The organism is Natrinema amylolyticum (genome assembly GCF_020515625.1).
GTDB classification, from domain to species: Archaea; Halobacteriota; Halobacteria; order Halobacteriales; family Natrialbaceae; genus Natrinema; species Natrinema amylolyticum.
On the sequence record NZ_JAIWPJ010000001.1, the window covers coordinates 1943040 to 1966712 of the forward strand.

27 protein-coding genes are annotated in these 23673 nt (G+C 64.9%); 11 read left to right on the forward strand and 16 right to left on the reverse strand.

Annotated elements, in window-relative coordinates:
• Window positions 1–43: 43 nt before the first annotated feature.
• Window positions 44–361: a DUF7853 family protein gene (locus tag LDH66_RS09570; protein ID WP_226480825.1), complete on the reverse strand. Its 318-nt coding sequence runs from the start codon at window positions 359–361 to the stop codon at window positions 44–46.
• 229 nt (window positions 362–590) lie between these two features.
• Here LDH66_RS09570 and LDH66_RS09575 point away from each other — a divergent pair, with 229 nt between their 5' ends.
• Both LDH66_RS09575 and LDH66_RS09580 read left to right on the forward strand, forming a co-directional pair.
• On the forward strand, window positions 591–1673 hold the full coding sequence (locus LDH66_RS09575; protein WP_226480826.1) for an alkaline phosphatase family protein: 1083 nt from the start codon (window positions 591–593) through the stop codon (window positions 1671–1673).
• Window positions 1673–2407: a class I SAM-dependent methyltransferase gene (locus tag LDH66_RS09580; protein WP_226480827.1), complete on the forward strand. Its 735-nt coding sequence runs from the start codon at window positions 1673–1675 to the stop codon at window positions 2405–2407. The genes LDH66_RS09575 and LDH66_RS09580 overlap by 1 nt, the downstream gene beginning before the upstream one ends.
• Window positions 2408–2521: 114 nt before the next feature.
• On the opposite strand, the gene LDH66_RS09585 is transcribed toward LDH66_RS09580, so the two are convergent.
• A complete protein-coding gene (locus tag LDH66_RS09585) occupies window positions 2522–2791 on the reverse strand; it encodes a DUF7571 family protein (protein ID WP_226480828.1) in 270 nt (89 codons plus the stop codon).
• Window positions 2792–2983: 192 nt separating this feature from the next.
• Here LDH66_RS09585 and LDH66_RS09590 point away from each other — a divergent pair, with 192 nt between their 5' ends.
• Window positions 2984–3190, forward strand: coding sequence for a cold-shock protein (locus LDH66_RS09590; RefSeq protein ID WP_226480829.1), 207 nt, complete (start codon window positions 2984–2986; stop codon window positions 3188–3190).
• Between the two features lie 137 nt (window positions 3191–3327).
• Here LDH66_RS09590 and LDH66_RS09595 read toward each other — a convergent pair whose 3' ends face one another.
• On the reverse strand, window positions 3328–3765 hold the full coding sequence (locus tag LDH66_RS09595; RefSeq protein WP_226480830.1) for a PadR family transcriptional regulator: 438 nt from the start codon (window positions 3763–3765) through the stop codon (window positions 3328–3330).
• Window positions 3766–4024: 259 nt separating this feature from the next.
• Here LDH66_RS09595 and LDH66_RS09600 point away from each other — a divergent pair, with 259 nt between their 5' ends.
• Together LDH66_RS09600 and LDH66_RS23290 are read left to right on the forward strand one after the other, a co-directional pair.
• The gene (locus tag LDH66_RS09600; protein WP_226480831.1) at window positions 4025–4276 is read left to right on the forward strand and encodes an ArsR family transcriptional regulator; all 252 of its coding nucleotides are present in this window, start codon (window positions 4025–4027) and stop codon (window positions 4274–4276) included.
• 346 nt (window positions 4277–4622) lie between these two features.
• Window positions 4623–4907: a HalOD1 output domain-containing protein gene (locus LDH66_RS23290; RefSeq protein WP_226480832.1), complete on the forward strand. Its 285-nt coding sequence runs from the start codon at window positions 4623–4625 to the stop codon at window positions 4905–4907.
• Window positions 4908–4924: 17 nt separating this feature from the next.
• On the opposite strand, the gene LDH66_RS09610 is transcribed toward LDH66_RS23290, so the two are convergent.
• From LDH66_RS09610 to LDH66_RS09640, 7 genes are all read right to left on the reverse strand, one after another.
• Complete coding sequence (locus tag LDH66_RS09610) at window positions 4925–5284, reverse strand: DUF7344 domain-containing protein (protein WP_226480833.1); 360 nt, start codon at window positions 5282–5284, stop codon at window positions 4925–4927.
• A gap of 67 nt (window positions 5285–5351) precedes the next feature.
• Window positions 5352–6011 carry a helix-turn-helix domain-containing protein gene (locus tag LDH66_RS09615; RefSeq protein ID WP_226480834.1) on the reverse strand — a complete coding sequence of 220 codons (660 nt, stop codon included), beginning with the start codon at window positions 6009–6011 and terminating at the stop codon, window positions 5352–5354.
• 402 nt (window positions 6012–6413) lie between these two features.
• A complete protein-coding gene (locus tag LDH66_RS09620; protein ID WP_226480835.1) occupies window positions 6414–7469 on the reverse strand; it encodes a glucosidase family protein in 1056 nt (351 codons plus the stop codon).
• Window positions 7466–8188 (reverse strand): class I SAM-dependent methyltransferase, encoded by a 723-nt coding sequence (locus LDH66_RS09625; protein ID WP_226480836.1) that lies wholly within the window; start codon window positions 8186–8188, stop codon window positions 7466–7468. Before LDH66_RS09625 ends, LDH66_RS09620 begins: the two co-directional genes overlap by 4 nt.
• Before the next feature lies 1 nt (window position 8189).
• Entirely contained in the window at window positions 8190–9560 is a 1371-nt protein-coding gene (locus tag LDH66_RS09630) for a glycosyltransferase family 4 protein (protein ID WP_226480837.1), read from the reverse strand.
• 247 nt (window positions 9561–9807) lie between these two features.
• On the reverse strand, window positions 9808–10368 hold the full coding sequence (locus LDH66_RS09635) for an NUDIX hydrolase (protein ID WP_226480838.1): 561 nt from the start codon (window positions 10366–10368) through the stop codon (window positions 9808–9810).
• A 75-nt stretch (window positions 10369–10443) separates the two neighbouring features.
• Window positions 10444–11415 carry a diacylglycerol/lipid kinase family protein gene (locus tag LDH66_RS09640; protein WP_226480839.1) on the reverse strand — a complete coding sequence of 324 codons (972 nt, stop codon included), beginning with the start codon at window positions 11413–11415 and terminating at the stop codon, window positions 10444–10446.
• Window positions 11416–11457: 42 nt separating this feature from the next.
• On the opposite strand from LDH66_RS09640, the gene LDH66_RS09645 reads away from it, so the two are divergent.
• A complete protein-coding gene (locus LDH66_RS09645; protein ID WP_226480840.1) occupies window positions 11458–12174 on the forward strand; it encodes a PHP domain-containing protein in 717 nt (238 codons plus the stop codon).
• Between the two features lie 82 nt (window positions 12175–12256).
• Here LDH66_RS09645 and LDH66_RS09650 read toward each other — a convergent pair whose 3' ends face one another.
• Window positions 12257–12535, reverse strand: coding sequence for a hypothetical protein (locus LDH66_RS09650; protein WP_226480841.1), 279 nt, complete (start codon window positions 12533–12535; stop codon window positions 12257–12259).
• A 370-nt stretch (window positions 12536–12905) separates the two neighbouring features.
• A complete protein-coding gene (locus LDH66_RS09655; protein ID WP_226480842.1) occupies window positions 12906–13319 on the reverse strand; it encodes an Lrp/AsnC family transcriptional regulator in 414 nt (137 codons plus the stop codon).
• A gap of 102 nt (window positions 13320–13421) precedes the next feature.
• On the opposite strand from LDH66_RS09655, the gene carA reads away from it, so the two are divergent.
• Window positions 13422–14501 carry a glutamine-hydrolyzing carbamoyl-phosphate synthase small subunit gene (gene carA / locus LDH66_RS09660; RefSeq protein ID WP_226480843.1) on the forward strand — a complete coding sequence of 360 codons (1080 nt, stop codon included), beginning with the start codon at window positions 13422–13424 and terminating at the stop codon, window positions 14499–14501.
• Window positions 14502–14750: 249 nt separating this feature from the next.
• Here the strand turns inward: carA and LDH66_RS09665 are convergent, their stop codons facing one another.
• The 3 genes from LDH66_RS09665 to LDH66_RS09675 form a co-directional block, all read right to left on the reverse strand.
• Window positions 14751–15722: an ABC transporter substrate-binding protein gene (locus tag LDH66_RS09665; protein ID WP_425492913.1), complete on the reverse strand. Its 972-nt coding sequence runs from the start codon at window positions 15720–15722 to the stop codon at window positions 14751–14753.
• Window positions 15723–16103: 381 nt separating this feature from the next.
• Window positions 16104–17276: an ABC transporter substrate-binding protein gene (locus tag LDH66_RS09670; RefSeq protein WP_226480845.1), complete on the reverse strand. Its 1173-nt coding sequence runs from the start codon at window positions 17274–17276 to the stop codon at window positions 16104–16106.
• Window positions 17277–17409: 133 nt separating this feature from the next.
• Window positions 17410–18171, reverse strand: coding sequence for an SIMPL domain-containing protein (locus tag LDH66_RS09675; RefSeq protein ID WP_226480846.1), 762 nt, complete (start codon window positions 18169–18171; stop codon window positions 17410–17412).
• A 130-nt stretch (window positions 18172–18301) separates the two neighbouring features.
• Between LDH66_RS09675 and cysK the strand changes: the two genes are divergently transcribed.
• From cysK to LDH66_RS09690, 3 genes are all read left to right on the forward strand, one after another.
• On the forward strand, window positions 18302–19264 hold the full coding sequence (gene cysK, locus LDH66_RS09680; protein ID WP_264182238.1) for a cysteine synthase A: 963 nt from the start codon (window positions 18302–18304) through the stop codon (window positions 19262–19264).
• 240 nt (window positions 19265–19504) lie between these two features.
• Complete coding sequence (locus tag LDH66_RS09685; RefSeq protein WP_226480963.1) at window positions 19505–19834, forward strand: DUF7577 domain-containing protein; 330 nt, start codon at window positions 19505–19507, stop codon at window positions 19832–19834.
• A 219-nt stretch (window positions 19835–20053) separates the two neighbouring features.
• Window positions 20054–20368: a HalOD1 output domain-containing protein gene (locus LDH66_RS09690; protein ID WP_226480847.1), complete on the forward strand. Its 315-nt coding sequence runs from the start codon at window positions 20054–20056 to the stop codon at window positions 20366–20368.
• Window positions 20369–20427: 59 nt separating this feature from the next.
• Here the strand turns inward: LDH66_RS09690 and LDH66_RS09695 are convergent, their stop codons facing one another.
• Window positions 20428–21180 carry a hypothetical protein gene (locus tag LDH66_RS09695; protein ID WP_226480848.1) on the reverse strand — a complete coding sequence of 251 codons (753 nt, stop codon included), beginning with the start codon at window positions 21178–21180 and terminating at the stop codon, window positions 20428–20430.
• Between the two features lie 401 nt (window positions 21181–21581).
• Here LDH66_RS09695 and thsB point away from each other — a divergent pair, with 401 nt between their 5' ends.
• A complete protein-coding gene (thsB, locus tag LDH66_RS09700; protein WP_226480964.1) occupies window positions 21582–23240 on the forward strand; it encodes a thermosome subunit beta in 1659 nt (552 codons plus the stop codon).
• Window positions 23241–23673: the final 433 nt, after the last annotated feature.

Sequence of the window (23673 nt, forward strand, 5' to 3'; positions counted from 1 at the left end):
AACGAGAAATCCGGCGAAAACGAAACGGCGAGCGATGCGTGAGCTACGCCTGCGCGTCTCGGACGTCCTCGAGCGACTCGAGGACGGCCGCGCCGTGGTCGATATCCCGGTCGGGCGTCTCCTCGTGGTCGACATACGCGGCGAGCGCGTCATAGATGTAGTCGGCCTGGGCGGCGGTGAGTCGGTCCGTGTCGCCGTCGGCCTCGAGTGTCTCGATCGCCTCGAGTACCCACTCGGCCGGCCGTTCGTCCGCGTCGAGTGCCTCGTCGAAGCGGTTCGCGAGGACGTGGTGGACGACCCATCGTTCGTCTCTGGAGAGCGTGACTTCGTACGTCTCGGTTTCCGGTGGTGAGGAGCTCATTTCGTCAGACGGGACCGGGTTTGTCGGTCCTCGATCAACGCTACGAACACCTGCATAATAAGCCTTGTTACTAAATGGCATAGTTGCTGCCTTCGGTCGATACGTACCGGGCGGTGGGAGAAGTCGAGCGCTCGACCCGTTCTCTCGTGTCGCGGGCGCTGACAGTCGGTTCGGCGATCAAAAGCTACTAACAGAATCGCGACCAGAGAACAGACAGGAGCCGACGCTGATGGATATCGCGACGTTATCCGGGAAGATCGCGACCGGACGCATCGGACAGACGCTCTCGCGGCTCGTCCCCGCTACGCCGATCTGGGAGCGCGAGTGGGACGTCTGTTGCGTCCTCGACGGCTGCCGGCTCGATCTCATGCGCGAGGCGGCCGCGGCCGGCCACGAGACGCTTCCCGGCCCCGACTCGGTGGGCTCGCTGTGGTCGGTCGGGTCCCAGTCCGCCGAGTGGATGGACCGGACCTTCGCCCCCGAGCACCGCGAGGAGATGGCCCGCACCGCCTACGTGACCGGCAACCCCTTCTCGTCGCAGTCCTGCGAGCACATTCTCGTCACCTCCGACGACGTCCTCCCGCTCGAGCCCGACGATTTCGGCGTCTTCCACGAGGCCTGGCGGGACGACTGGGTCGACGACGACATCTCGACGATCCCGCCCGAGCCGCTGACCGACGCGGCGATCGCGATCTGGCGGAATCGCCATGAGTTGGGGATCGACCGCATCCTAATCCACTACATGCAACCCCACGCCCCGTTCCGGTCGCGGCCGGGCTGGTTCTTCGGCTCGGCCGATATCGAACACTGGGGGCAGTTCACCGACGGGGAGGACGCCGACGACGACGTCGACCTCGAGGACCTCACTCCCGCGGAGCGCGAGGCGCTCGAGGCGTTGGCAGAGGCCGAGGCCGAGAGCGACGACGAGACGGACTCGATGAACGACCCCTGGCTGCGCCTGCGCGACGGCGACCTCTCCCGCGAGGCCGTCTGGGCAGCCTATCGGGACAACCTCGAGTGGGTCCTCGACGACGTCGCACGCCTGCTCGCGAACTGCGACGGGCGGGTCGCGATGACCAGCGACCACGGCAACGCGATCGGCGAGTTCGGCGTCTGGTCGCACCCGCCCGGCACGCCGGTGCCCGCGCTGCGGCGGGTCCCCTGGGCAGTCCGCGACGGACGGGATCGGGAGACCTGCGATCCCGATCTCCCAGAGGGGATTCGCGAGCGCGACGCGGACGATGCGACCGGCGCAGACGGTGCGGACGGCGACGAGATCGAATCGCGCCTCGAGGCGCTGGGCTATCGATAATGGAATCGAGCACGCTCCGAGACGCGATCTACGCCGTTCGGAAGGTCCGACTCGGGCTCGAGCGCCGCCGGCTCGACTACGGCGAGGAAACCCGCGAGCGAGCCGACCGACTGGCCGAAATTCTGTCGGCGTCCGTCGCCGAACTTCGGGAATACGAGCGCGAGTACGACGACCTCGAGTGGTTTCACGAGAGCTACGCCGATCGCGTCGCCGAGATTCACGAGGCCGGCGTCGCCACCGACACTACCCACTGGCGCGACGGGGTGACGCTGTACGTCGTCTGTCGCGCGCTCGAGGTCGAAACCGCGGTCGAGACGGGCGTGTTGTTCGGTTCGTTCGACGCGCATATTCTGGCCGCGATGGAGGAGAACGGTGGCGGGGCGCTGCACTCGGTCGACCTGCCGGGCGGACCGCCCGGTCCCTTCGAGTACGGCCACCTGATTCCGGATCGGTGTCGGGACCGCTGGCGGCTTCATCAGGGGGATGCGCGAGCGGTGCTTCCGGGACTGCTCGAGGATGTCGGCCCCGTCGACCTCTTCCTTCACGACTCGGACCACCGGCTGCCCCACATGCGATTCGAGTACGAGACGGCGCTTCCGCGGATCGCGTCGGGCGGTGTTCTGGCGAGTCACGACGTGCGGCTCTCGAGGCTGTTCGATCGATTCACCGGGGAAAACGGGTTGCAGTCGTGCGTGGTCTGTGATACCGGGATCGCGCGGCGACCGCGACAATGACCGTCTCGAATCCCTCGAGGGCAGCGGAGAACCGATCGCGACGCTCGCGGCTGCCGGGGCGAACCTTGCGACTGGCTCCGCAAGCCGAACGTGAGTGCGTGAGGGTGGTGTCGGTCAGGAAGTGGTCGGAGTACCGTTCCAGCCGGGGTCGTGACCGGTGCGGTCGATACGGTCGGACCGGCACGCTGGGCAGAAGTCAGGGGTGATCGATTCGCCGCGAGGGACGTACACCGCGCCGTCGCACTCCACGCACGCGTCCGCAACGACCGTTACGCAGTCCGCGCAGACGTTGAAGTCGTCAACCGTGAGGTCGCGCAGCGGTTCGAGTTGTTTGTCCAGTTCGTACTCGTCGATGACCGACTGACAGCTGTGGCACGGTTTCATGGCGATGCGTGTGTACCATGTGAACTCATCACTAAATATCTGTCTCCGATACCTGTCAGGCTATCGGTAACTGGCGCTCGAGGCTCCGCCGTGAATCGGCCGCCCCACCTCGACGGCCCGCTTCCGGCAGGGAGTCGTGGTACCGCAACTCTCGGAATGGTTATTCGGGTCCGGCGACTCCGTTCGTCCGTAATGGCAAACGGTACGGTTGACTTCTTCAACGACACGGGCGGCTACGGTTTCATTTCGACTGACGCGGACGAGGTAGACGACGACGAGGACGTGTTCTTCCACATGGAAGACGTCGGCGGCCCCGACCTCGAGGAAGGGCAGGAAGTCGAGTTCGACATCGAATCATCCCCGAAGGGACCCCGCGCGACGAACGTCGTTCGTCAGTAATCGCGTCTTCCGCCCGTCGTTCACAGCGATGGTCGACGATTCAGTTTTTTCGGAGTCACGCGCCGTAGCCGGGGCTCTCCGTCGGCCGAGACCGAGAGCGGTCGCTTCGAACCGATAGTCCCCGGATCGAGCATCCGTCAGCCGCTCCGGCGATCCTCTCGAGCGGCCGGCTCCGTTCCCTCATCGACCGCGCTGTCCCGCAGCTCACAGAGGGCCGCGAGGCGGTCGGCGCGCTGGACGAGCAGCGCGCGTCCGGCACCCGTGAGTCGGTAGGCCGTGGTTCGGCCGGGGCGTCCACCGCGCGTCGCGACGAGGTCACGGGCGACCAGCGCGCGCAGGGTCGGCTCGAGCCGGGCGCGGCTGACCGTCGGATACCGACGCTCGAGCGTCGCGATGAGCCCCGCGGGAGACCGCGAGCGGTCGTCGCGCTCACAGCGGGCGATGGCTTCGAGACAGTCGCGTTGGAACCCGGTGAGGTCGACCCACGCGCGCCGGTCGTCCGTTATCGGGTCGTCTGAGGGCGATGCGTCTGCTCGAGCGGGAGGTTCAAGGTCCCGCGAATCGTCGTCGTGCATGGCTTCCGGTGGAGTACGGAAGCCACGCGGGCCAGTGGTAGTGACACCAGGTCCGCATTCTCTCTCGAGGACCAAATCGGGCAGTCGTGGGTCCAGTTGGCTTCCGTTGGTTCGATTAAAGAGGAGATAGCACTTAGAACTAGTGCATCGAATAAAGCACTGGAAGGAGCTAAACAGCACATAAACACTATCGAATCGGGCGTTCTAACACGGTGTTTCGTGTGTTCACGGTCGAATGCGACGGCCACGGGTGGACTGGATGACGAGAGCCGATGACGCGATCCTCGAGTTCCTTCTCAACGAGGGGAACCGACCCCTCGTTGCCAATCCGTCTACCGTCGAGGCCAACATCGATTACAAAATCTCGCACGTGCGGCGCAGACTGCGGGCACTGCAGGATGGTGGGCTCGTGGAATACTACGATGAGGATCGAGGTCTGTATCGGATCAGTGAGCGGGGTCGGGATTATCTCGAGGGGGAATTAGAGAAGGATGACCTCGAATCATCATAACGAACTCGTACACACGACTTCTGAAATCCTATTTTTTCGACTTCCTGAATAGGCTATTTCCGACCACAACTAGCGGACCGTGTTGACCATCCCGGGCGGGGCGACTGCTCAATCAATGGATCAACTTGCGATATACACACGACGAATCTCGGCTCGTGTGCATATGCAGGAATCTGATTCTATCGACACGCAACCTCAGGGGGTTGGATCGAAACAGTGATTCACCATCTTCTATTCACTCAGTGGTTGGCTGAACGCCTCGATAACTACGTGTGTGCACCGATTCACCCATCCCAACACACATTCACAGAGGATATATCCGTCTATATCTGCACAAATAGATGTCATGAGCGCGTCATCCGATGATAATATTGAAATCGAGTATACGGTTCAAGAGAACGAATCAATACCTATCGCGATAGCTCAAGCGGTCAGTTCGTTCCATCAATGCGATCCCCTCGATCTGCCCCCATTATATAACTCGATCGAGGCAGACACGCTCGAGAAGTTGGCCAACCCCCCGGATGCCGCGAGCGGGTCGAAATCCAATATTCAAATCGAATTTGTCTTTGCCGAATGCCATATTACCGTTGAGAATAACGATCGCATAGTTCTTCGTCCGACAGACTAACTTCGGAGCGACCATGATTATAGGTCTACAGGCGGTTCAAGATCAGGATCTGCTTTGATGATCGCCGAGAGCTGCGGCTGCACCTGCTCGAACTGCTCGGTCGGTTCCACAAGCCCTCGCTCCTGATCGTAGTCAACGAGTACAGACGCCTCCATCTTCGGAAGGTGTACGTGGTGAAGCAAGAGTTGTATCTCCGATAGGTTCCCCTCAGACATCTCCGTCACAGGGACGTGATGGTTGTGTTTGACGATGGCCTTCGTAAGATCGTTCACCGTCAGGGAGCGCTGCTCGTTTGCGAGTGTTGCGAGAGCGATACGACGGTGTCGATCCGCACACAGGTCGAGTACCGTGTCGAATGTGACTGGCTCCTGATTCATTACAAGGATTTAGTCGACCGCCACTCTTCGCGCTGGCTTTTGAGTACTCAATATGCTTTTAAGTGTCCTATCGAGAGGAAGCCGATATGTCGGATAGTGTCTCCCCCAGAATGTGCTTGATTCCACGCCGGAGTCTGGATGCGACGGCCTGGTGTGAGATGCCGAGTTCGTCGCCGATTTCGTCCATCGTTGTCTCGCGCGGGGACTCGAAGTAGCCGCGCTCGTAGGCCAGTACCAGCGCCTCTTGCTGGGTGTCGGTCAGCGCTGCCTCGGTAGCCGTTTCCACTGGCGTGAGCGCGTGCAGTTCTGTGAGCGTGATCGGGATATTCAACTCCTGACAACGGGATTGGAAATCAGCAATATCGTTATGCGCGTTACCACGAATATCGAACGTCCACTGTTTGTCCGTCCCGACAGCTGCGATGAGCGCGACCTGCGTCTCCGTCAGCGTGGTTAACACGTCGTCGTAATCCACCGCCCACTCGACGCGCAACAGATGCTCGTCTTCGACGGAGTCAACGAACTGGATTCCCTTCACGCCGGGATGCTCCGAGAACGCATCTTCGACATCGTCAACTCTGGTTCCCCGAACCCAAAAGTAGGGAATCACCACGTCTTGGGCGGGGATGATCCGCTCCAGTTCGACCGACACATCTGGCAATTGTTCAAATACCGTTCCCAGTGGGAACTCGTCCGATGGAACCGTAAATGAAGCTTCCGTAGCCATCATCCAATCCGTGGTTCCCTGATCGTAAATACCCTTTACGGGACTGTGCAACTAAGTCACGAACAGATGTTGCGTTTCGTGTTCGGCACCGACTCGATATATCTTTACCCTGTACTTACCGCTCAGTCACAGTCTAATCTCTCCCCTCCTAAGCGGACTCGACAACGTTCGTTATCGAGATCCCATCTCTACCTAATGGTGGAATAGAACCGCTGAAGCGTCTGGTTCCGGACAGTTCGTCTTACCCTCAGCGCGGCGCGCGCTCTGCGCGCCGCGCAATTGCCCTGCCCCCTTAGGGGCACAAACGTGAGTCGGGCACGCAATCTGAGATGATTTCCTGATTCCCTGTCGTAGTCTCGTTCCCGAACTTTTCGGCGTATTTCGACGTTCGTTCGGATTAGTTCATTCGGATAGCGGATCAGTAAACAGATCCGCAGCCCCCGACAGCCCCGACAACGCATCGGCAGCGAGCACCGCAGCCCCGCCGGTCCACGTCGGCCGCTCGCCGGGCCAGAACGCCTCGTCCTCGAACTGGTAACCCGTCCAGAAGACGCCCTCGTCGTCCGTCCACTGGAACAGCCACTCGTAGATCTCACGCGCACGCTCCACCCTCCCCACCGCGGCAAGTGAAACCACGAGTTCGCAGGACTCGGCGACGGTCACCCACGGCTCGTCCGCGACGCAGCGACAGCCGAGTTCTTCCTCGAGAAATCGATCCATACCGGCCTCGATCCGGTCCCGCGCCGAGTCGCCGGTCACCACGCCACAGAGGACGGGATAGAACCAGTCCATCGCGTACCGCGATTTGCTCTCCCAGGTGCGGTCGAATCGGTCAGGTCGCTCGCGGATTGCCACCCCGAGGTCGGCGCGGGCCTCGAGCCAGCGGTCGCGCGCGTCGGTGTGGCCGAGGACATCCGCGATCGCCGCGCCGCAGGCCAGGCTCTTGTAGAGCGAGGCACAGCCAGAGATCAGGGCGTCCTCGTAGACCTCGCCGTCCGCGCCGACGGTCCAGTAGATCTCGCCGGTCGGGGCCTGCTGGCGGCACGCGAACGCGAGGGCGTCGCGGACGGTGGGCCACATGGTCTCGAGGAACTCCCGATCGCCGGTGCAGCGGTAGTGGTGCCGGACGCCGACAGCGACGTAGGCGCTGCGGTGGGTCTCCTTGCGCGGCTCGTCGCCGGCGTGGGCCCCGTCGTCCTCGTCGGCCTCGCCGTAGGTCGCCCACAGCGCCCCGTCGTCGTGCTGGGCGTCGGCCACCCAGCGGTACGCGCGACGGGCGGCGTCGTGACGGCCGGCGACCGACAGCCCCATCGCGCTCTCGACGTGGTCCCAGGGGTCGGCCGGCCCGTCGGGATACCACGGGACGAGCCCGTCCGAGCGCTGCACGCGCTCGATGTAGTCGACCGCGGGCTCGAGCCCCCAGTCGCCGAGCGAGTCCGCCGACGGACCGCTACTCACGCTCCCGCCTCCAGCTCGAAGTAGTAGACGACGCTCTTGCCGACGACGGGATCGAGCGCCCGCTCGAGCAGCCGCACGGGCCGGGGCGACTCGAGGACGTCCCACTCGAGGAAGCGGTCGTAGGCCCGCAGCGGCAGCGGCGGCTCGCCCCGTTCGTCACGGTCCCACCAGAGACACTTGAGCCACCAGTAGGGCGCGTGCAGGGCGTGAGCGAAGTGGCTATCGACCCGTTCGAATCCGCGGCGCTCGATGGCGGTCCGTAACTCCTCGCGGTCGAAGATGCGGACGTGTCCCCCCTCTACCTCGTGATACTCGTCGGACAGCGCCCAACAGACCCGTTCGGGCCCCGCCCTGGGAACGCTCACCGCGAGCGTGCCGCCGGGCGCACAGACCCGTCGGAGCTCGTCGAGGGCCGACTCGTAGTCGGGCAGATGCTCCAGGACCTCGGTACAGCAGACGACGTCGAACGCGCCGTCCGCGAAGGGAAGCCTGAGCGCGTCCCCCGAGAGGAAAGAGACCGGCACGTCCGACTCCGGGGCGATGTACTCCTCGTAGTCCTCCCGGGCCGCGGTCAGGTTCGACCGCTCGAGGTCGAGACCGACGACCGCCGCGACGTTCTCGAGGGCGGCGGCGTGGACGTGCCGGCCCTCGCCGCAGCCGACGTCGAGAACGCGCATTCCGGGGGTCAGTGTCAGCCGGTCGAAATCGATCGTCTCCACGTCAGGTCCCCCGTGACTGCGTTTCGATGGCGTCGCGATACGTATCCACCGTCTCGCGGGCGGCCCGCTCCCAGTCGAACTCCTCGACGATTCGGTCCCGTCCCCGCTCGCCGAGTCGGCGGCGGCGCTGGTCGTCCGCGAGCAGGTCGCGGACGGCCTCGGCCAGCGCGTCGGCGTCGCCCGGCTCGACGAGGACGCCGGCGTCGCCGACCACTTCGGGGAGCCCCCCGCCGGTGGTAGCGACGACCGGCACGCCACAGGCCAGCGCCTCGCCCGCCGGGAGCCCGAAGCCCTCGTAGATCGAGGGGACGACCGCGACGTCGGCGGTCCCGTAGAGTTCGACCATTCGCTCGTAACTGATCTCGCTGTGGGTCTCGATCGCGTCCTCGATTCCCAGTGTCGAGATCAGCCGGTCACAGTCGCCGCCCTCGTCGAACTCGCCGATGACGACGAGTTCGGCGTCGATCTCCTCGCGGACGGTCGCGAACGCCTCGAGCAAGTGCCGAGCCCCTTTCAGCGGAACGTCGGCGCTGACAGTCGTCATCACACGCGGACGATCGGCGCTCCGATCGACGGGTTCGAACAGGTCTGTGTCGATGCCGTTGTGGACGACGCGGATCGACTCGGGATCGGCTCCGAAGTCGGTCACGGTGCGGTGTTTGGCCGACTCGGAGACGGTCAGCACGTGCGGCAGCTCCTGTACTACCTCACGTTGCATCCGGAGAAATCGGTACCACCGGCGGATCAGCAGCCGCTCTCCCCAGCCGTCGGCCGCGGCCAGCGCGGCGTCGCGGTCGACAGTGATCGGATGATGAACGGTCGCCACGACCGGGTGGCCCCGCTCGCGGAGGGCATGGAGTCCGTGACAGAGCGACTGATTGTCGTGGACGACGTCGTATGCGGGCCGGTGCTCCTCGAAGTAGTCGACGACCTGCCGGCCGAAGACGTAGGGGTCCGGAAAGCCGCCGGTGAGCGCGCTCAGCCATTCGTACAGTGCGAGCGGATCGCGGAGATAGGACGGCTCGAACTGTCCCAGCCGGTCGAGTTCGTCGACGATATTCTCGCCGGGCAGTTTCACCAGCCCCACGTCGTCGTCGAGTTCGGGGTACGGTTTCCCCGAGATCACGTCGACGGAGTGGCCGAGATCGGTCAGCGCTCGGCTCAGATACTTGACGTAGACGCCCTGTCCCCCCGAATACGGGTTCGATCGATAGCTCAATAGACAGATATCGAGCGGCTCGTCGGCGGGCCGCTCCACACCGGGCGACGGCTCCGACTCCGCCGTCGCTTCCGTGGCGGTCGACCCCCCTGCCGACGCGGACGACGTAATCATACTCCCCCGGAGAAGCCGTCTGAGCGTACCCATGACCATCGCAGTCTATCCTGGATGTGTGGGCACTCCCTCATAAACCTCCCGCTCGTGTACTGTTTCCGGACAGTGTTCAGTCGCGAGAAGTGGCTCTGTTCAGCATCGTGTCCGGCCGAAGAACCACTGTCTACGCGCTCGAGCGGCCCGTTTCGGTCGGGCTCGTCTCTGACTGACGCCGTTCTCGCGCCGGGTAGTTCGACAGCGTGTCGAACGGATTACTGATTCGGTTCGAATCGATTCGCTCGCTGCTTTACCGGACGTCCCGGCGCATCGCGATCTCGAACCACGGGCAGAGTCGCAGCTGTCGGTACCACTCCGGGTTCGAGTGGAGCCGCTCGTAAGGGGCCCACATGAGGCCGGCGACCTCCTCCTCGTTGGGATCGAGACTGCGGTCGGACAGCGTCAGTTGCAAGACGGCACAGACCTCGTGCTCGACGCCCGCGTTCTCGAAGTAGCGCTTGTACTCGAAGCGGTCAGTCAGCTCCAGGTCGTCGTACTGATCGGGCGTGATCCCCAACTCCTCCTCGAGTCGCTGGCGGGTCGCCTCCTCCTGGCTCTGGCCCTCAACGGGGTGAGAGGCGACGGTGCCGTCCCAGTAAGTGCCCCAGAGGCGTTTGTCCGGCGCTCGCTGGGCGAGCAGGACGTTCCCCTCGCCGTCGAAGACGAGCGAGGTGAAGGCCCGGTGACGAATACCATCGCCCGTGTGGGCGTCGAGGCGGTTGACGAGCTCGAGTTCGTTGTCGTCGGCGTCGACGGCGATCACGTCTTGCCCTGCGTTCTCGTGTTGCAGGTCCTCCTCCGGCGTGCTCATACCCGCACAATTACGGTGACTCTTGAAACCAGTATCGTCTCGCCTCGGCTGTTTCGAATCGATACCGTCGGTGAGCTACTGATTCGCGGGCGTCTCGAGCGGCCACAGCTCCCCGTCGTCGGGTTCCGACTGATAGTCGTCACCGACGGGGAGCGTGAGCGCACCGGGATCCGTCTCGAGGTGAAGGTGTTCGGTCTCGAGCATCTCGCCGTCGAGGCTGTACTCGATCGAGCCCTCGCGGCTCTCGATCGTCAGCGACGGCGTTCGCCGGCGGACGATGCACGTGCTGTCCCCGCCGAACAGCCCCTCGAGGGCCGCGCCGCCGAGTAGGTCGGTCGCCGCGGCGTCCTCGACGATCGTGACCTCGAGCAGGCCGTCCTCGACGTCCGCCTGTGCCGTTCGCGCACCGGTGAATCGTCGGCAGTTCCCGATGAGGACGAACAGGGCTTCGCCCTCCCAGGCCCGCCCCCGCTCACCGCCCGGTGCCGGGGGTGCCTCCACCCGCAGCGGGAGCGATTCGAAATCGCCGACCGTCTCGATGGTGTTTTTGACGTACGCGAGCACGCCTAACTCCGCCTTGCTCTCGGGAGTCGTCTCGCTGCTCGCCTCGGCGGTGATCCCGCCGACACAGGAGTTGACGAAGAGCCGGTCGTTCGCCGTGCCGATATCGATCGACCGTCGCCGGCCGTCTTCGATGACAGTAAAGGCGTGCTCGAGTCCCTGCACGCCGATATTCGCCGCGAAATTGTTCCCCGTCCCCGCGGGGACGACCGCGACGGTCGTCGTCTCGAGGGCGTCCGCGGCGGCGACGCCGTTGACGACGGCGTTGAGCGTGCCGTCGCCGCCGGCCGCGGCGACGAGGTCGGCCCCAGACGCAGCGTCGCGGGCGAGCCGGTTCGCGTCGCCTGCTTCCTCGGTCTTTCGAATATCGAAACCGTGGTCGTCCGCGAGTTCGACGACGTCGTCGACGTGATCCCCGCTCCCGCTCACGGGATTAAGAACGAGAACGCGCTCGCTCGCCTCCGCAGGTGTCATACTGCAGTGCATGCCGGCCGCACGCAAAAGGGTCTGCCCGGCGTTTGCTCTCCCATGTTCGCGGTCGATCTCCACGCGCATACGCGGTTCTTTCACGGTCGGCGATCGCTCGGCGACCGATACGACCCGCTCGGCGTTCGACTGCTCACCGAGATGGCCGAGCGACGCGGTCTCGACGGCGTCGCGACGACCAACCACGATTACTACACGCCGTTCGATCCGTCTCCCGACGTCGAGACGCTGCCGGGGATCGAGATCACGACCGACCGCGGCCACGTCCTCGTCATCGGCCCCGACCCGCCAGCGGCGACGAAACCCGGCGCGCTCTCCCCCGCCGAAGCCGTCGCGCTGGCACACGACCGCGACTGCGCTGCGATCGTCGCTCATCCCTTCCGGAACAGTACGGTCCGCGAACTCGAGGACGTCCCCTTCGACGCGATCGAGGTCAACGGCAAACACCCGCGCTCGCAGCCGCTCGTCGAGGAGTTAGCGGCCGGACGCGACCTCCCGCTGGTCGGCGGCAGCGACGCTCACTACCCCTTCGAGGTGGGGCGAGCGTACACGGTCGTCGAAGCCGACCGGCTCACGCCCGCGTCGATCGTCGACGCGATCCGCGACGGCGACGTCAGCGCGCGCGTCTCCCGCTCCGGGTTCGATCGCTTGCTTCGGCGCGGCTACCGGGCGATCCACGACCGGAAACAGGTGATCGACGCGATCGAACGGCCGACGCCCGGCGTGGGGACGCCCCCCGGCGAGGAGGAGTCCGACTGAGAGATCGATCGCGGTACGGCCGCCTGACAAACCGTTCTGCGGTATCGAACGGCGGTACGCGGGGAGCGACGGGCCGGCACTGTCACCCGCCAGGTCGCCTGAACGTGTAGACCACGCCGTCGGCGTCGATCGTGACCGATCCCGCGTCGTGATCCACGATCAGGTCGACTTCTCCTCGCCGCTCGAAGTCGTGGAGCGGCATCCCCGCGCTGACGCGTCCGGTCCGCGAGACCTCGAGGTGGGCGGAGCCGAAGTCGATTCGAATCCGGTCGTCACCGGTAGTCACGTCTCCGGCCTCGCCGAACCGGCGCAGTTCGTCGGTCACTGCGTCCCAGTCGCTGAGCTGAATCCGGCTTGTCATCGGTTCGTAGACGACGGCCACGAACTAATACCGCCGGGCGACAGATTCAGGTTCCCGGTTCGGGACTACCCCGCACGGATTCGTCCCATCTCAGGTCCATACCGCCTACCGACCGTTCGATCTCCTCGAGGCGACCGTCGCCGACGCTCACGCGGCTATGTCGGACGAGCGCGTCAGCCGAAGCGCTCGTCGACCGCTATCCGGTGCGTATCGACGCCGACGACAGTCTCTCGGTCGGTATCGAACTGTTCGGCAGGGCGTTCGCCGAACCTCGCTCGTTCGAGCCGGCGTACGCCTTCAGCGAGGGACCGACAACCGGCGGCTGCCGGATCGATTCGGGGAACTCGACTGACGCGTTCGACCGCTCGTCCTACCCGAGTTCTTCGTCCAGAATCAGCCGCGTCTTCGTGCTCATGACCTCCTCCTGATCGCGGGCCTTCGTGATGAGGTCGTTGACCCCGCGCGTGTCCGCGGCGTCGACCACGAGGACGACGTCCTGCTCGCCGGAGACCATCCAGACGAAGTCGACCTCGTCCCACTCGGCCATCCGCTCGGAGACGCCCTTGGTGTCGACGTCGACTGCGACGCTGATCTCGAGCATCGCCTGGACGTTCCCCGTCCGGGTCGAGATGGTAAAGCGTTCGATGACGTCGTCATCCATCATCCGCTCGACGCGGTTGCGGACGGTCCCCTCGCTCGTCCCGACCTCGTCGGCGATCTCGGTGTACGGCGTTCGGCTGTCCCGCCGGAGGATATCGAGGATCTGTCGGTCCAAGTCGTCCATTGAGATGCGTACCTACGCGTGACCCGCACTTACCGATTACGAAAATCGTAACTGAGCTTCGAAGACAACACTTATGATGGTAGGTCCGATACGTAGATCGTAATGACGGAAGCCTACGTCGCACTTGAAGGCGGCCACGTACTCGAGGGACGTGGTCGCGCGTCAGGAACGGCCCGCGGTGAAATCGTATTCACAACAGCGTATACCGGCTACGAGGAAAGTCTGACCGACCCCTCCTACGAGGAGCAGATCCTCACGTTCTCGTATCCGCTGATCGGTAACTACGGCGTCCGCGAGGAGCGCTTCGAGGACGAGCGCGTCCACCCCCGTGGCGTCGTCGCGAAGGAACTCACCGAGGACGTCGTCGACTGGCTCGAGAGCGAGGGCGTCCCGGCGGTCGACCACCTCGACACCCGCGACGTCGTCACCGACATCCGCGATGGCGGTGCGATGAAGTGCGGAATCGCCGTCGGCGAGGACGTCACCGAGGAGGACGCCTTAGAGCAACTCGAGCAGTGCAAGGCCATGAGCGACCACACCGACATCGGCGCGCAGGTCAGCGTCGACGAGCCGGTCGTCCACGGCGAAGACAACGACGGCGAGACCGTCGCCCTGATCGACTGCGGCGCGAAGGGCTCGATCATCAGTTCGCTGCTCGAGCGCGACGCGACGGTTCACGTCCTGCCGTACGATGCGAGCGTCGCCGACGTCGAGGCCGTCGACCCCGATCTCCTGTTCATCTCGAACGGCCCCGGCGACCCGGTCAACTTCGAGCAGGCGATCACCCTCGTCGAGGAGTTCGTCGAGGACACGCCCGTCGCCGGCATCTGTCTCGGCCAGCAGATCGTCGCCGAAGCGCTCGGCGGCACCACCGAGAAGATGACCTTCGGTCACCGCGGCGTCAACCAGCCCGTCCTCGATCTCGAGTCCGGGCAGGTCGTCATGACCACCCAGAATCACGGCTACACCGTCGCCGACCCCGGTGAACACCTCGAGATCACTCAGATCAACGTCAACGACGACACGCCGGAGGGGATCGACGGCATCGAGTACGACGTACTCACCCGTCAGTACCACCCTGAAGCAAACCCCGGTCCCGAAGACACCCTCGACTTCTTCGACGACGTGCTCGCCATGGCTTCCGGGCGAGCGGACTCGCGAGCGGTTCCGGCCGACGACTGATCGTCGGTCACTGACCGCTTTTACGGCTGTTTTCACCGTTTACTGGCAACCGACCGACGCCGATAGTGGTGTCTCTATTTCGATCTCGAAGCGAGACGCGATACCGGGCGCACTCGTTAGAACAGTGAACGGCCGTTGATGGCGACGGCGAACCGCCGTCCGCTCGAGTCGATCATCGATTCGATGGTATGGACGCCGCCCTCGAGGCGGTGTGCCCGTCCGTCGGGGTCGCGATCCGCAGTCTCGGCCTCAGAAGCCCCCGGTGACGATGTTCGCGACGCGCTCGCGATCGAACAGCGTTGCGTCCGCGAACGCGTCGGGGTAGATGTCCTTCGCGGCGAGTTCGGTCTGGTAGAAGTTGATGATCGGCCCCTGATCGAGGTAGCCGCCGTTGTAGACGGCCTCCTCCTGTATCGCGGTCACCTCGCTCGCGGCCGCATCGTCCTGCAGCGGTTCGATGATCGATTCCCGGAACGCCGACTCGGAGACGCCTTCCTGCCCGCGAACCAGCAGCACGTCGGGATCGACCTCGAGGATCGTCTCGAGATCGACCGTCCCGCCGTCGCCCATGTAGTGCCCCACGTCGCTCGCCACGAGCGCGTCGGTCAGGCCGAGATCACGCCACTGCTTGGTGCTGACACCGCCGTCGTCGAACCGGTAGGGATAGAACTCCGTCGGCGGCTCGTCGGCCGGGTAGACGAGCATCGCGGCCGGTCGCGCCTCGGCCGGCGGGAGCCGCTCGTCGATCGTCGCGAGCATCTCGTCGTGGAGGTCGACGAACGCCTCGTAGCGCTCGCGTTCCCGGAAGACCTCGGCCAGCAGCTCGAAGGCCTCGTAGAGGTCGTAGTAACGGTAATCGTGCCAGTCGTCGCTGCGCCGGCGGATGAAGTTGCCGAGGAAGGGGCCGGTGGCCGATTCGATGTCCGCGACGTCCGCCTCGCTCCAGCCGTACCAGTTGATCAACTGATTGGGCTCCATGAAGTGGATATCGGCCGCCATCTCGTAGAACACCTCCTTGTCCACGCCGTCGTCGTTCAGCTCTCGGATCCCGTCGACGTCGTACTCGACCCCCGGCAGCTCGTCGTAGGCCTCCGTCGCGTGACGGTCGTGGCCCTGAATTCCGAGCGTCTCGCCGCCGCCGAGTGCGAACCCCATGTCCGCGTAGCTCGGCAGTAACGCGGTCCACCGCTCGGGAGCCTCCTGGAATTCGACCTCCCCCATCGGCTCCATCGCGACTGTGTACGTGTCGCTGCCCGAGTCGCTAGTGCCATTGCCGCTCGAGTCGCTGGGTCCGTCGTCACTCACACACCCTGCCAGGAGCGCGCCGCCGATAGCGGCTCCCGTCCCCACGAATTGCCTCCGCGTCGTCTCGGTACGTCGCATTGCCGCCACTTTTTAGGCTAGCCTAAAAGTTGTGCCGGTTCGATCGCGAGTACTTCAGCGAGACTGACGAGAATAGGTGACGGATTCCGACGTCGGTCCGACCGCAACAGCGCACCGACCGCAACAGCGCACCAACCGCGACGGCGCACCGACCGCTCGACGACGGTGTCGAGTCAGCGATCAGCGCGGCCGGTCTCCCGGTCGCCGTCGGCACCCAGCCTACTGTCCGGTGACAATGTCGGCCACGCGCTGGCGGTCGAACAGCTGCTCGTCGGCCGGAATCTCCGGATACGGATCGCCCGACGAGTAGTCGGGCCACTCGCCGAACTGCTCGGGATAGAGCTGTTTGGCCGTCATCTCGAGTTGGAACAGGTTCATGATCGGTCCCTGATACCGCATGCCGCTGGCGAGGACTCGGTCGTTCCGTACCGCGGTCAGTTCGCTGCCGGCTGCGTCGTTTTCCAGCCGCTCGCGGACGTTCTCGACGGCGTACCGCGGCGTGATGCCCCAGAGGTGAAGGATGATGTCCGGGTCAGCCTCGAGCATCGTTTCGTAGTCGACCTCGCCCCAGTCACCCGACCACTCGACGTCGGCGAGCGCGTCGTGAGCGCCGAGCGGTCGCGTTTCGGCCTGCCAGAAGCCGGGCGTGTTGAGGTGATAGGCGTAGAACACGCCGTCTCCCAGCGTGACCCTGGCGACGGTCGGTCGCTCGCTCTCGGGCGGGAGGTTCGACTCGATGTGCGACCGCGTCTCCTCGTAGAGGGCGGCGAGCGCCTCGTAGCGTTCGCGTTCCCGAAAGACGGCTGCCACCTTCTCGAAGAGTTCCCAGAGGGTGTAGTACTCGTAGCTGTCGGCGTAGGCCGGTGCCGGGTCGCTGTGGACGCCGCTGTGAAAGTTCCCGAACCACGGGCCGATCGTCTCGGTAATTTCGTCGACGTCGGACGCGGTCCAATCGTCGTCGGTCTTTACCACGTACGACGGATCGAGGAAGTGAACGTCGCTTTCGAGGGCGTACAGCTGCTCCTCGCTGAGCCCGTCTGTGAGGGGGTTCTGTAAGCCCTCCCACTCGAAAGAGACACCCTCGAGGCGCTCGTAGAACGCGTTCATCGTCGTCCCGGACATGTCGGGAGCGAAGAGCGTGTTCACCGCGTCACCGTGGCCGAGCGCGACTGCCATGTCCGCGTACTGGGGGAAGGCGACGAACGCCGTCTCGGGGACGCCGTCGAACTCGACCTCGCCCATCGGGGCCATCGAAACGGTGTACGAGTCGGTTTCGTTCTCCGAGTCATCGCCGCTCTCGCTGATACAGCCGGCGAGCGCCGCGCTCCCGGCCGCGATCCCCGTCGCGACGAACGATCGGCGACTTCGATCTGAGTGCCGTGTCGAGTCCATACGGTTTAGGCTCACCTAATAATTCAAAAGCCGTTCGGTTTACGGCCGGCTAACGTGTTCTAGCAGAGATACGATCGCCACCCCAGCACCGATCGAGACCGATGCGGTTCTCGGTGACGATCGTCCCGACGCGTTACTCGGGGAACGAGTACGTCACCGTCGCACTGGCGCTGACGGTGACGGGATCCGCGTCGATCTCCGTCGGCGGCGCTGCGCCGCTCGCCCCGTCTTCGGCGGCCATGGTCTCGTGTCGAACCGAGTGCACCCGGACGTCACCGGTCGTGACGGCCGTCGTCCCCGCGAGTTCGACCTCGCGGTTGTCGGCGATGTGACTCGCCTCCTCGTCGGCGTTCGCCAGCGCGGCGTCGATCGCGTCCTTTCGGAGTTCGGACTGGGTCTCCTCCTGAAGCGTGAAGTTCACCCGTCCGACGGTGTCGGCACCGGCGTCGACCGACGCGTCGATGACTTCACCGACGCGGCCGGTGTCGGTGAGCGTCACTTCGAACGAGTGATACCCCTCGAACCCGTCGGTTTCGCCGTCGCGTCCGCGTCTCGGATGGATCCGGTACCGTCCTTCTTCGACGTTCTCCTCGGGAATGCCGAGGTCGTCGAACGCAGTGCGAAGCCGCTCGGCACCGCTCGAGAGCGCGTCGGTCACCTCGGCGGCGGTCTCGCCGGACGCTTCGACGCCGACGTCGACGATCGCCTTGTCCGGGTCCGCTTCGACCTCGCCGCTGGCGCTGACCGTGATCTCGCCGTCGTCGCTGCTCCCGTCGGCCGCCGATCCGGGGTCCGTCGAGTCGGTCTCGTCGCTACTGAGCGGGCTTCCCGCACAGCCTGCGACCGCCGCTGCGAGTCCGACGCTCGATGTCGCGAGGAACTGTCTTCGGTCCATAGGTGACCGATGGGAGGGTAGTGAAAAGAACCTACCCCAAGCTCAAACGGGTCTTTGAGTCTCGCGGACCACCGAGCACCGAAGACGTTCGGGGGAACTGGTAGTGCGGTCGTCGCCCACGGTCGACCTAATGGACGGAACTGTCGACTCAGTGGCCGAGATCGATGCCGCCGACTCCGTCGACGAACTGATCGGCGAGACGCCCCTGTTGCGACTGGACGCGTTCGCCGACAACTGCTATGGGAAGATCGAGTCGCACAACCCCTACTCGGTCAAAGACCGGATCGCGCGGGGGATTCTCGACGCCGCCGAGCGAGACGGCGCGCTCGAGCCCGGTGGCACAGTCGTCGAGTCGACCAGCGGCAACACGGGCATCGGACTGGCGGCCGTCGCCGCCGCGCGCGGGTACGACTGCGTGCTGACGATGCCGTCGTCGATGTCGACCGAGCGCCGGCAACTGCTCCGGGCGCTCGGGGCCGACCTGGAGCTCACCCCCGCCGAGGACGGGATGGGCGGTGCCAACGACCGAGCCGAAGAGATCGTCGCGGACCACGAGGACGCGATTCTGGCCAGCCAATTCGAGAACGAGGCCAACCCCGCGGCCCACCGGGAGACGACGGGACCAGAGATCTGGAACGCCACCGACGGCGCGGTCGACGCGGTCGTCGCGGGCGTCGGCACCGGCGGGACGATAACCGGGATCTCGGAGTACGTGAAGGGAGATCGGGGCGAGACCGAGTTCACGTCGGTCGCGGTCGAACCCGCCGAATCACCGACGCTCTCGGAACTCAGTGCCGACGGGCACGACATTCAGGGGATCGGCCCCGGCTTCGTCCCCGATATCCTCCGGACGGAACTCGTCGACGAGACCCGTGCCGTCGCGGCGGCCGACGCCAAACGCGCCGCCCGGAAACTGGGCCGCAACGAGGGGCTGCTGGTCGGTATCTCCTCGGGCGCGGCACTGGCCGCCGCCGCCGACTACGCGACTGAACATCCCGACGAACTGACCGTCGTCGTCCTCCCGGACACTGGCGAGCGCTACCTCTCGACCGATCTCTACGATCTCGAGGACCCCGACGATCCCTCGAGCTGACCGGAGATCTCCGACGACCCCACAAACGCCGTACCACGCCGATCATGGTGACCGACGGCGCGCTCGCGTTCGCTGACCTACCCCTTCGAGACCGGAGCCGAGAACCGGAAGAAGCGAAGGAGTCGAGAGCCGAAAAAGCGGGAGCGACCCGCAGCGGCAGCGAACGGTCTCGTCATCCTGACTCTCTCCGTATCGGAACTCGGGGAATATCCAAGTGCCTCGAGAACGTACCACATGGTGATGGAGCTCTGGGGCTGGCTCATCGGCTACGTCGTGTTGTTCGCCCTGTTACACCTACTACTGTATTACCTATACGCCCGCCGTGACGACGGCGACGGCGAGCATGCACCGTCACTCGCCGATCCCAATCGTGCGAGCATGCGGTCCTCGCCCGGGCCGGACCGCTACCCCCGCGCCTCCGAGGACATCGGTGACGCCGACCGCATCGACGACGACCGCGAACCCGACTTCGACGGGGAGACGGTCCGGTGTCCGCACTGCGGGGCGCGAAACGAGGCCGATCAGACGTTCACGTACTGCTGGAACTGTATTTCCGGATTGCGGCAGTGACGGGGGCTCGAGCGGGCCGTCAATCGACGATGCGGCCGAGCCGCTGGTGCGTTTTCCGCGACGCGGCCGAACTGACCTGACCCCCGCCGATCCCACCTGTTATAATTCGAGAATTTCTTCAAAAGTTAGTATTATACCCGTTCGATCCGACGGGTTCGGCCAGTAATGAACGATTACGCTTTTAGTCTCGAAGCAGAGAGTGGGAAGCGACGAACAGTTATGAACGGATACGCTCCCCCCGCCTCGCAGTCCCGCTCTCCATCCCTGTATCGTGCCACGCACGACCCGAACGGGCCGGCGACGCTCAGTACCACCGTCGTCCACGCGCTGGCCGACTGCATGGGCGTCGACGTGACCGACAGCCGCCTCTCGCTGTACGATACCGTCGATCCGGACGCCTTGAACGAACTCTTCCGACCGCGCCACGACGGCACGCCGCGAACCGGCGGGACGCTCGCCTTCGTCGTCGACGGTCACCACGTCACGGTCAGGGGCGACGGCGAAATCCTGATCGAACCGCCTGCACGGCGCTGACTATCGGTCCATTTCTGTCGCTGCGAGAAGGCATCGCTCTCTCCTGTGCCCGTCTCGGTCTACGCCGAGAGCGCCGTCGAGAGTCGCTCGAGGTGATCGACGCCGACCACGGCGACGACGTCGCCCGGCTCCGCTCGGATCTCCTCGAGGCGCTCGATCATGCAGTGTTCGCGCGTGTCGTCCCGGTAGGCCAACGCGGAGCCGTCCGTCTCGACGCTGCCCAGCAGCGCCTGCACGCCCGCGACGTGGGAGCGCTCGTGAGCGGCCTGCCGGGCCGGTGGATCGTCGGGCTCACAGTCGTACTCGACCCGATCGCCGGGGACGACGGTCATCGAGGTCGCGTGGGTCAGCGTCGCGGCGACCCGACAGGCCAGCGCCTCGCGGGTCGCGCCGCCGACGCTCGAGAGGACGCGCCGGGCCGTCCCGGGCGAGACGCGGTCGGCGACCAATCGCCGCACGAGCCGTCGCAGAAAGGAGACGTTCGGCGCGTCGATGCCGACGGGATCGGCGTCGGGGACGGCGCGGATCGCGGCGCTCATTTCGCCGCCGAACCGCGGCGATACCGGCTCGTCCGCGTCGTTCTTGTGCGCGTACACGCGATACAGCGGTAACGCGACGGGCGGAAGTTCGAGCGCAAGCGTCTCCGGTTCGACACGCTCGAGGACGCGTTCGACGCGCGCGATACTCGCGGGATGGTCGTGGACGACGCCGAGGAGAACGAGGTCGCCGGCGGTGCCGGAGAGCCGGCGACAGAACTGGGAGGTAATTCGCGGGTCGTCGAACGATTCGGTGAAGGACGGGGAGTCGTCCATTGCTCGAGTGGTAATACGTGACTACCGGGATAACCCTTCTGTTGTGTTGACTCGGGTTCGAGTTCCGGCTCGGGCGGTCGATCTATACGCGACTGGGAACTGTTTCGGCGGAACAAATCGCTCGTTGTCGGGTCGGCGAGGACGGTGCTTCCGCCGACGAGCGCGGCGATCGGGGACTGACGGCCGCCGCCACATCGTCTTCATATATAAAAGCACCGTGCCCCTGTTCGACTGAGAATGTATGACGGACGAAATTTGGCGGCTGAATCCGAGGCGGTCGCCCCGCACTACGGCGTTTTTCGTCGCCAAACCGTGCCTCATACTGCCGGCGTCGTTCGACCAGATTCGGAAAACTTTATGTAGAATCACAATCAATCAACCACTCGACTATGAGTCAGCGAATGCAGCAGGGGCAGCCGATGATCGTAATGAGCGAGGACTCCCAGCGCGTCAAGGACAAGGACGCGCAGGATTACAACATCAGCGCCGCCCGTGCGGTCGCTGAAGCCGTCCAGTCGACGCTCGGTCCGAAGGGCATGGACAAGATGCTCGTCGACTCCATGGGATCGGTGACGATCACCAACGACGGCGTCACCATCCTCAAGGAGATGGACATCGACAACCCGACGGCCGAGATGATCATCGAGGTCGCCGAGACCCAGGAAGACGAAGCTGGCGACGGCACCACGACGGCCGTCGCGATCGCGGGCGAACTCCTCAAGAACGCCGAGGACCTCCTCGAGCAGGACATCCACCCGACGGCGATTATCAAGGGCTTCCACCTCGCGAGCGAGCAGGCCCGCGAGGAGATCGACGACATCGCGACCGATATCGACACGAGCGACGAGGATCTGCTCCGGAAGACCGCCGAGACTTCGATGACCGGCAAGGGCACCGAGGTCAACAAGGAGCACCTCGCCCAGCTGATCGTCGAGGCCATCCGCCAGGTCACCGTCGAGGACGAGAACGGCGACAACGTCGTCGACCTCGAGTTCCTCAACATCGAGACCCAGACCGGCCGCAGCGCCGGCGAGTCCGACCTCCTCGAGGGCGGCATCATCGACAAGGACCCCGTCCACGACAACATGCCCCGCTCGGCGGAAGACGCCGACATTCTGCTGCTGAACGAGGCCATCGAGGTCGAGGAGACCGACGTCGACACCGAAGTCTCCGTCACCGACCCCGATCAGCTCCAGAAGTTCCTCGACCGCGAGGAGAAACAGCTCCGCGAGAAGGTCGACGCAATCGCCGACCTCGGTGCTGACGTCGTCTTCTGCCAGAAGGGCATCGACGACCTCGCCCAGCACTACCTCGCCAAAGAGGGCATCCTCGCCGTCCGCCGCGCCAAGAAGTCCGACCTCGAGTTCCTCCAAGAGGTCGTCGGCGCGTCGATCGTCTCTGACCTCGAGGGCGCGACCGCCGACGACCTCGGCTTCGGTGACGTCACCCGCGACGAGGAAGACGAGCTGTTCTACGTCGAGGGCGAGGACGCCCACGGCGTCACCCTCCTCCTTCGCGGTTCGACCGACCACGTCGTCGACGAACTCGAGCGCGGCGTCAACGACGCGCTCGACGTCGTCGCACAGACCGTCTCCGACGGCCGCGTCCTCGCGGGCGGCGGTGCGATCGAGGTCGAACTCGCATCCCGACTCCGCGACTTCGCCGACTCCGTCTCCGGCCGCGAGCAGCTGGCCGTCGAGGCGTTCGCCGACTCGCTCGAGCTCGTCCCGCGCGTCCTCGCTGGGAACGCGGGTCTCGACTCGATCGACACGCTGGTCGACCTGCGTGCGGCCCACGACGACGGCCAGATCACGGCCGGTCTGAACGTCTTCTCGGGCGACGTCGAGGACACGTTCGAGGCCGGCGTCGTCGAACCGGCCCACGCCAAGGAACAGGCCGTCACCTCCGCCGCCGAAGCGGCCAACCTCGTGCTCAAAATCGACGACATCATCTCCGCCGGCGATCTGTCGACCGACAAGGGCGACGACGAGGCCGGCGGTCCCGGCGGTGCGCCCGGCGGCATGGGCGGCATGGGCGGCGGCATGGGCGGCATGATGTGAGACTAAATTTTGCTCTACGGGCCAGCGAAGCTGGCCCTCGGCAAAATTTAGTATAAAAGCACTCCTCCCTCCGTTCCGACCCGCGTAGCGGGTCTCCACATCGGTCGTCGGCCCGAACGCAGCTTCGCCGCGCTCGGTGAACGGCGCCGCTCACGGGTCACTCCGTTCCCCGTTCGCATTCACGCGGTTCTCACTCGCTTCGCTCGTTCCGAACCGCGCCGTTCGGGTTCTCCGAACCGCTCACTCGCCGATGCCCGTCGGAGAGGGGTTCGAGTAGTAGCCCGCTCGCAGTGAGCGGACAAAGCAGTCGTCGGACGACTACCCGCATTCTGATTCGAATAGCCGATCCGATCGCGATGTTTTGTGAGTTTGTGCTGGCTGGTTCCGTCACGAACGGCTGTTCTCGTCGCCCGAAACCGTGTTTGGTTTACGG

Bases quoted from the DNA above. Each gene is read 5' to 3' on its own strand.
- LDH66_RS09570 (WP_226480825.1), bottom strand. From the start codon at position 361: ATGAGCTCCTCACCACCGGAAACCGAGACGTACGAAGTCACGCTCTCC.
- LDH66_RS09575 (WP_226480826.1), top strand. From the start codon at position 591: ATGGATATCGCGACGTTATCCGGGAAGATCGCGACCGGACGCATCGGA.
- LDH66_RS09580 (WP_226480827.1), top strand. From the start codon at position 1,673: ATGGAATCGAGCACGCTCCGAGACGCGATCTACGCCGTTCGGAAGGTC.
- LDH66_RS09585 (WP_226480828.1), bottom strand. From the start codon at position 2,791: ATGAAACCGTGCCACAGCTGTCAGTCGGTCATCGACGAGTACGAACTG.
- LDH66_RS09590 (WP_226480829.1), top strand. From the start codon at position 2,984: ATGGCAAACGGTACGGTTGACTTCTTCAACGACACGGGCGGCTACGGT.
- LDH66_RS09595 (WP_226480830.1), bottom strand. From the start codon at position 3,765: ATGCACGACGACGATTCGCGGGACCTTGAACCTCCCGCTCGAGCAGAC.
- LDH66_RS09600 (WP_226480831.1), top strand. From the start codon at position 4,025: ATGACGAGAGCCGATGACGCGATCCTCGAGTTCCTTCTCAACGAGGGG.
- LDH66_RS23290 (WP_226480832.1), top strand. From the start codon at position 4,623: ATGAGCGCGTCATCCGATGATAATATTGAAATCGAGTATACGGTTCAA.
- LDH66_RS09610 (WP_226480833.1), bottom strand. From the start codon at position 5,284: ATGAATCAGGAGCCAGTCACATTCGACACGGTACTCGACCTGTGTGCG.
- LDH66_RS09615 (WP_226480834.1), bottom strand. From the start codon at position 6,011: ATGGCTACGGAAGCTTCATTTACGGTTCCATCGGACGAGTTCCCACTG.
- LDH66_RS09630 (WP_226480837.1), bottom strand. From the start codon at position 9,560: ATGGTCATGGGTACGCTCAGACGGCTTCTCCGGGGGAGTATGATTACG.
- LDH66_RS09635 (WP_226480838.1), bottom strand. From the start codon at position 10,368: ATGAGCACGCCGGAGGAGGACCTGCAACACGAGAACGCAGGGCAAGAC.
- LDH66_RS09640 (WP_226480839.1), bottom strand. From the start codon at position 11,415: ATGCACTGCAGTATGACACCTGCGGAGGCGAGCGAGCGCGTTCTCGTT.
- LDH66_RS09645 (WP_226480840.1), top strand. From the start codon at position 11,458: ATGTTCGCGGTCGATCTCCACGCGCATACGCGGTTCTTTCACGGTCGG.
- LDH66_RS09650 (WP_226480841.1), bottom strand. From the start codon at position 12,535: ATGACAAGCCGGATTCAGCTCAGCGACTGGGACGCAGTGACCGACGAA.
- LDH66_RS09655 (WP_226480842.1), bottom strand. From the start codon at position 13,319: ATGGACGACTTGGACCGACAGATCCTCGATATCCTCCGGCGGGACAGC.
- carA (WP_226480843.1), top strand. From the start codon at position 13,422: ATGACGGAAGCCTACGTCGCACTTGAAGGCGGCCACGTACTCGAGGGA.
- LDH66_RS09665 (WP_425492913.1), bottom strand. From the start codon at position 15,722: ATGGGGGAGGTCGAATTCCAGGAGGCTCCCGAGCGGTGGACCGCGTTA.
- LDH66_RS09670 (WP_226480845.1), bottom strand. From the start codon at position 17,276: ATGGACTCGACACGGCACTCAGATCGAAGTCGCCGATCGTTCGTCGCG.
- LDH66_RS09675 (WP_226480846.1), bottom strand. From the start codon at position 18,171: ATGGACCGAAGACAGTTCCTCGCGACATCGAGCGTCGGACTCGCAGCG.
- cysK (WP_264182238.1), top strand. From the start codon at position 18,302: ATGGACGGAACTGTCGACTCAGTGGCCGAGATCGATGCCGCCGACTCC.
- LDH66_RS09685 (WP_226480963.1), top strand. From the start codon at position 19,505: ATGGAGCTCTGGGGCTGGCTCATCGGCTACGTCGTGTTGTTCGCCCTG.
- LDH66_RS09690 (WP_226480847.1), top strand. From the start codon at position 20,054: ATGAACGGATACGCTCCCCCCGCCTCGCAGTCCCGCTCTCCATCCCTG.
- LDH66_RS09695 (WP_226480848.1), bottom strand. From the start codon at position 21,180: ATGGACGACTCCCCGTCCTTCACCGAATCGTTCGACGACCCGCGAATT.
- thsB (WP_226480964.1), top strand. From the start codon at position 21,582: ATGCAGCAGGGGCAGCCGATGATCGTAATGAGCGAGGACTCCCAGCGC.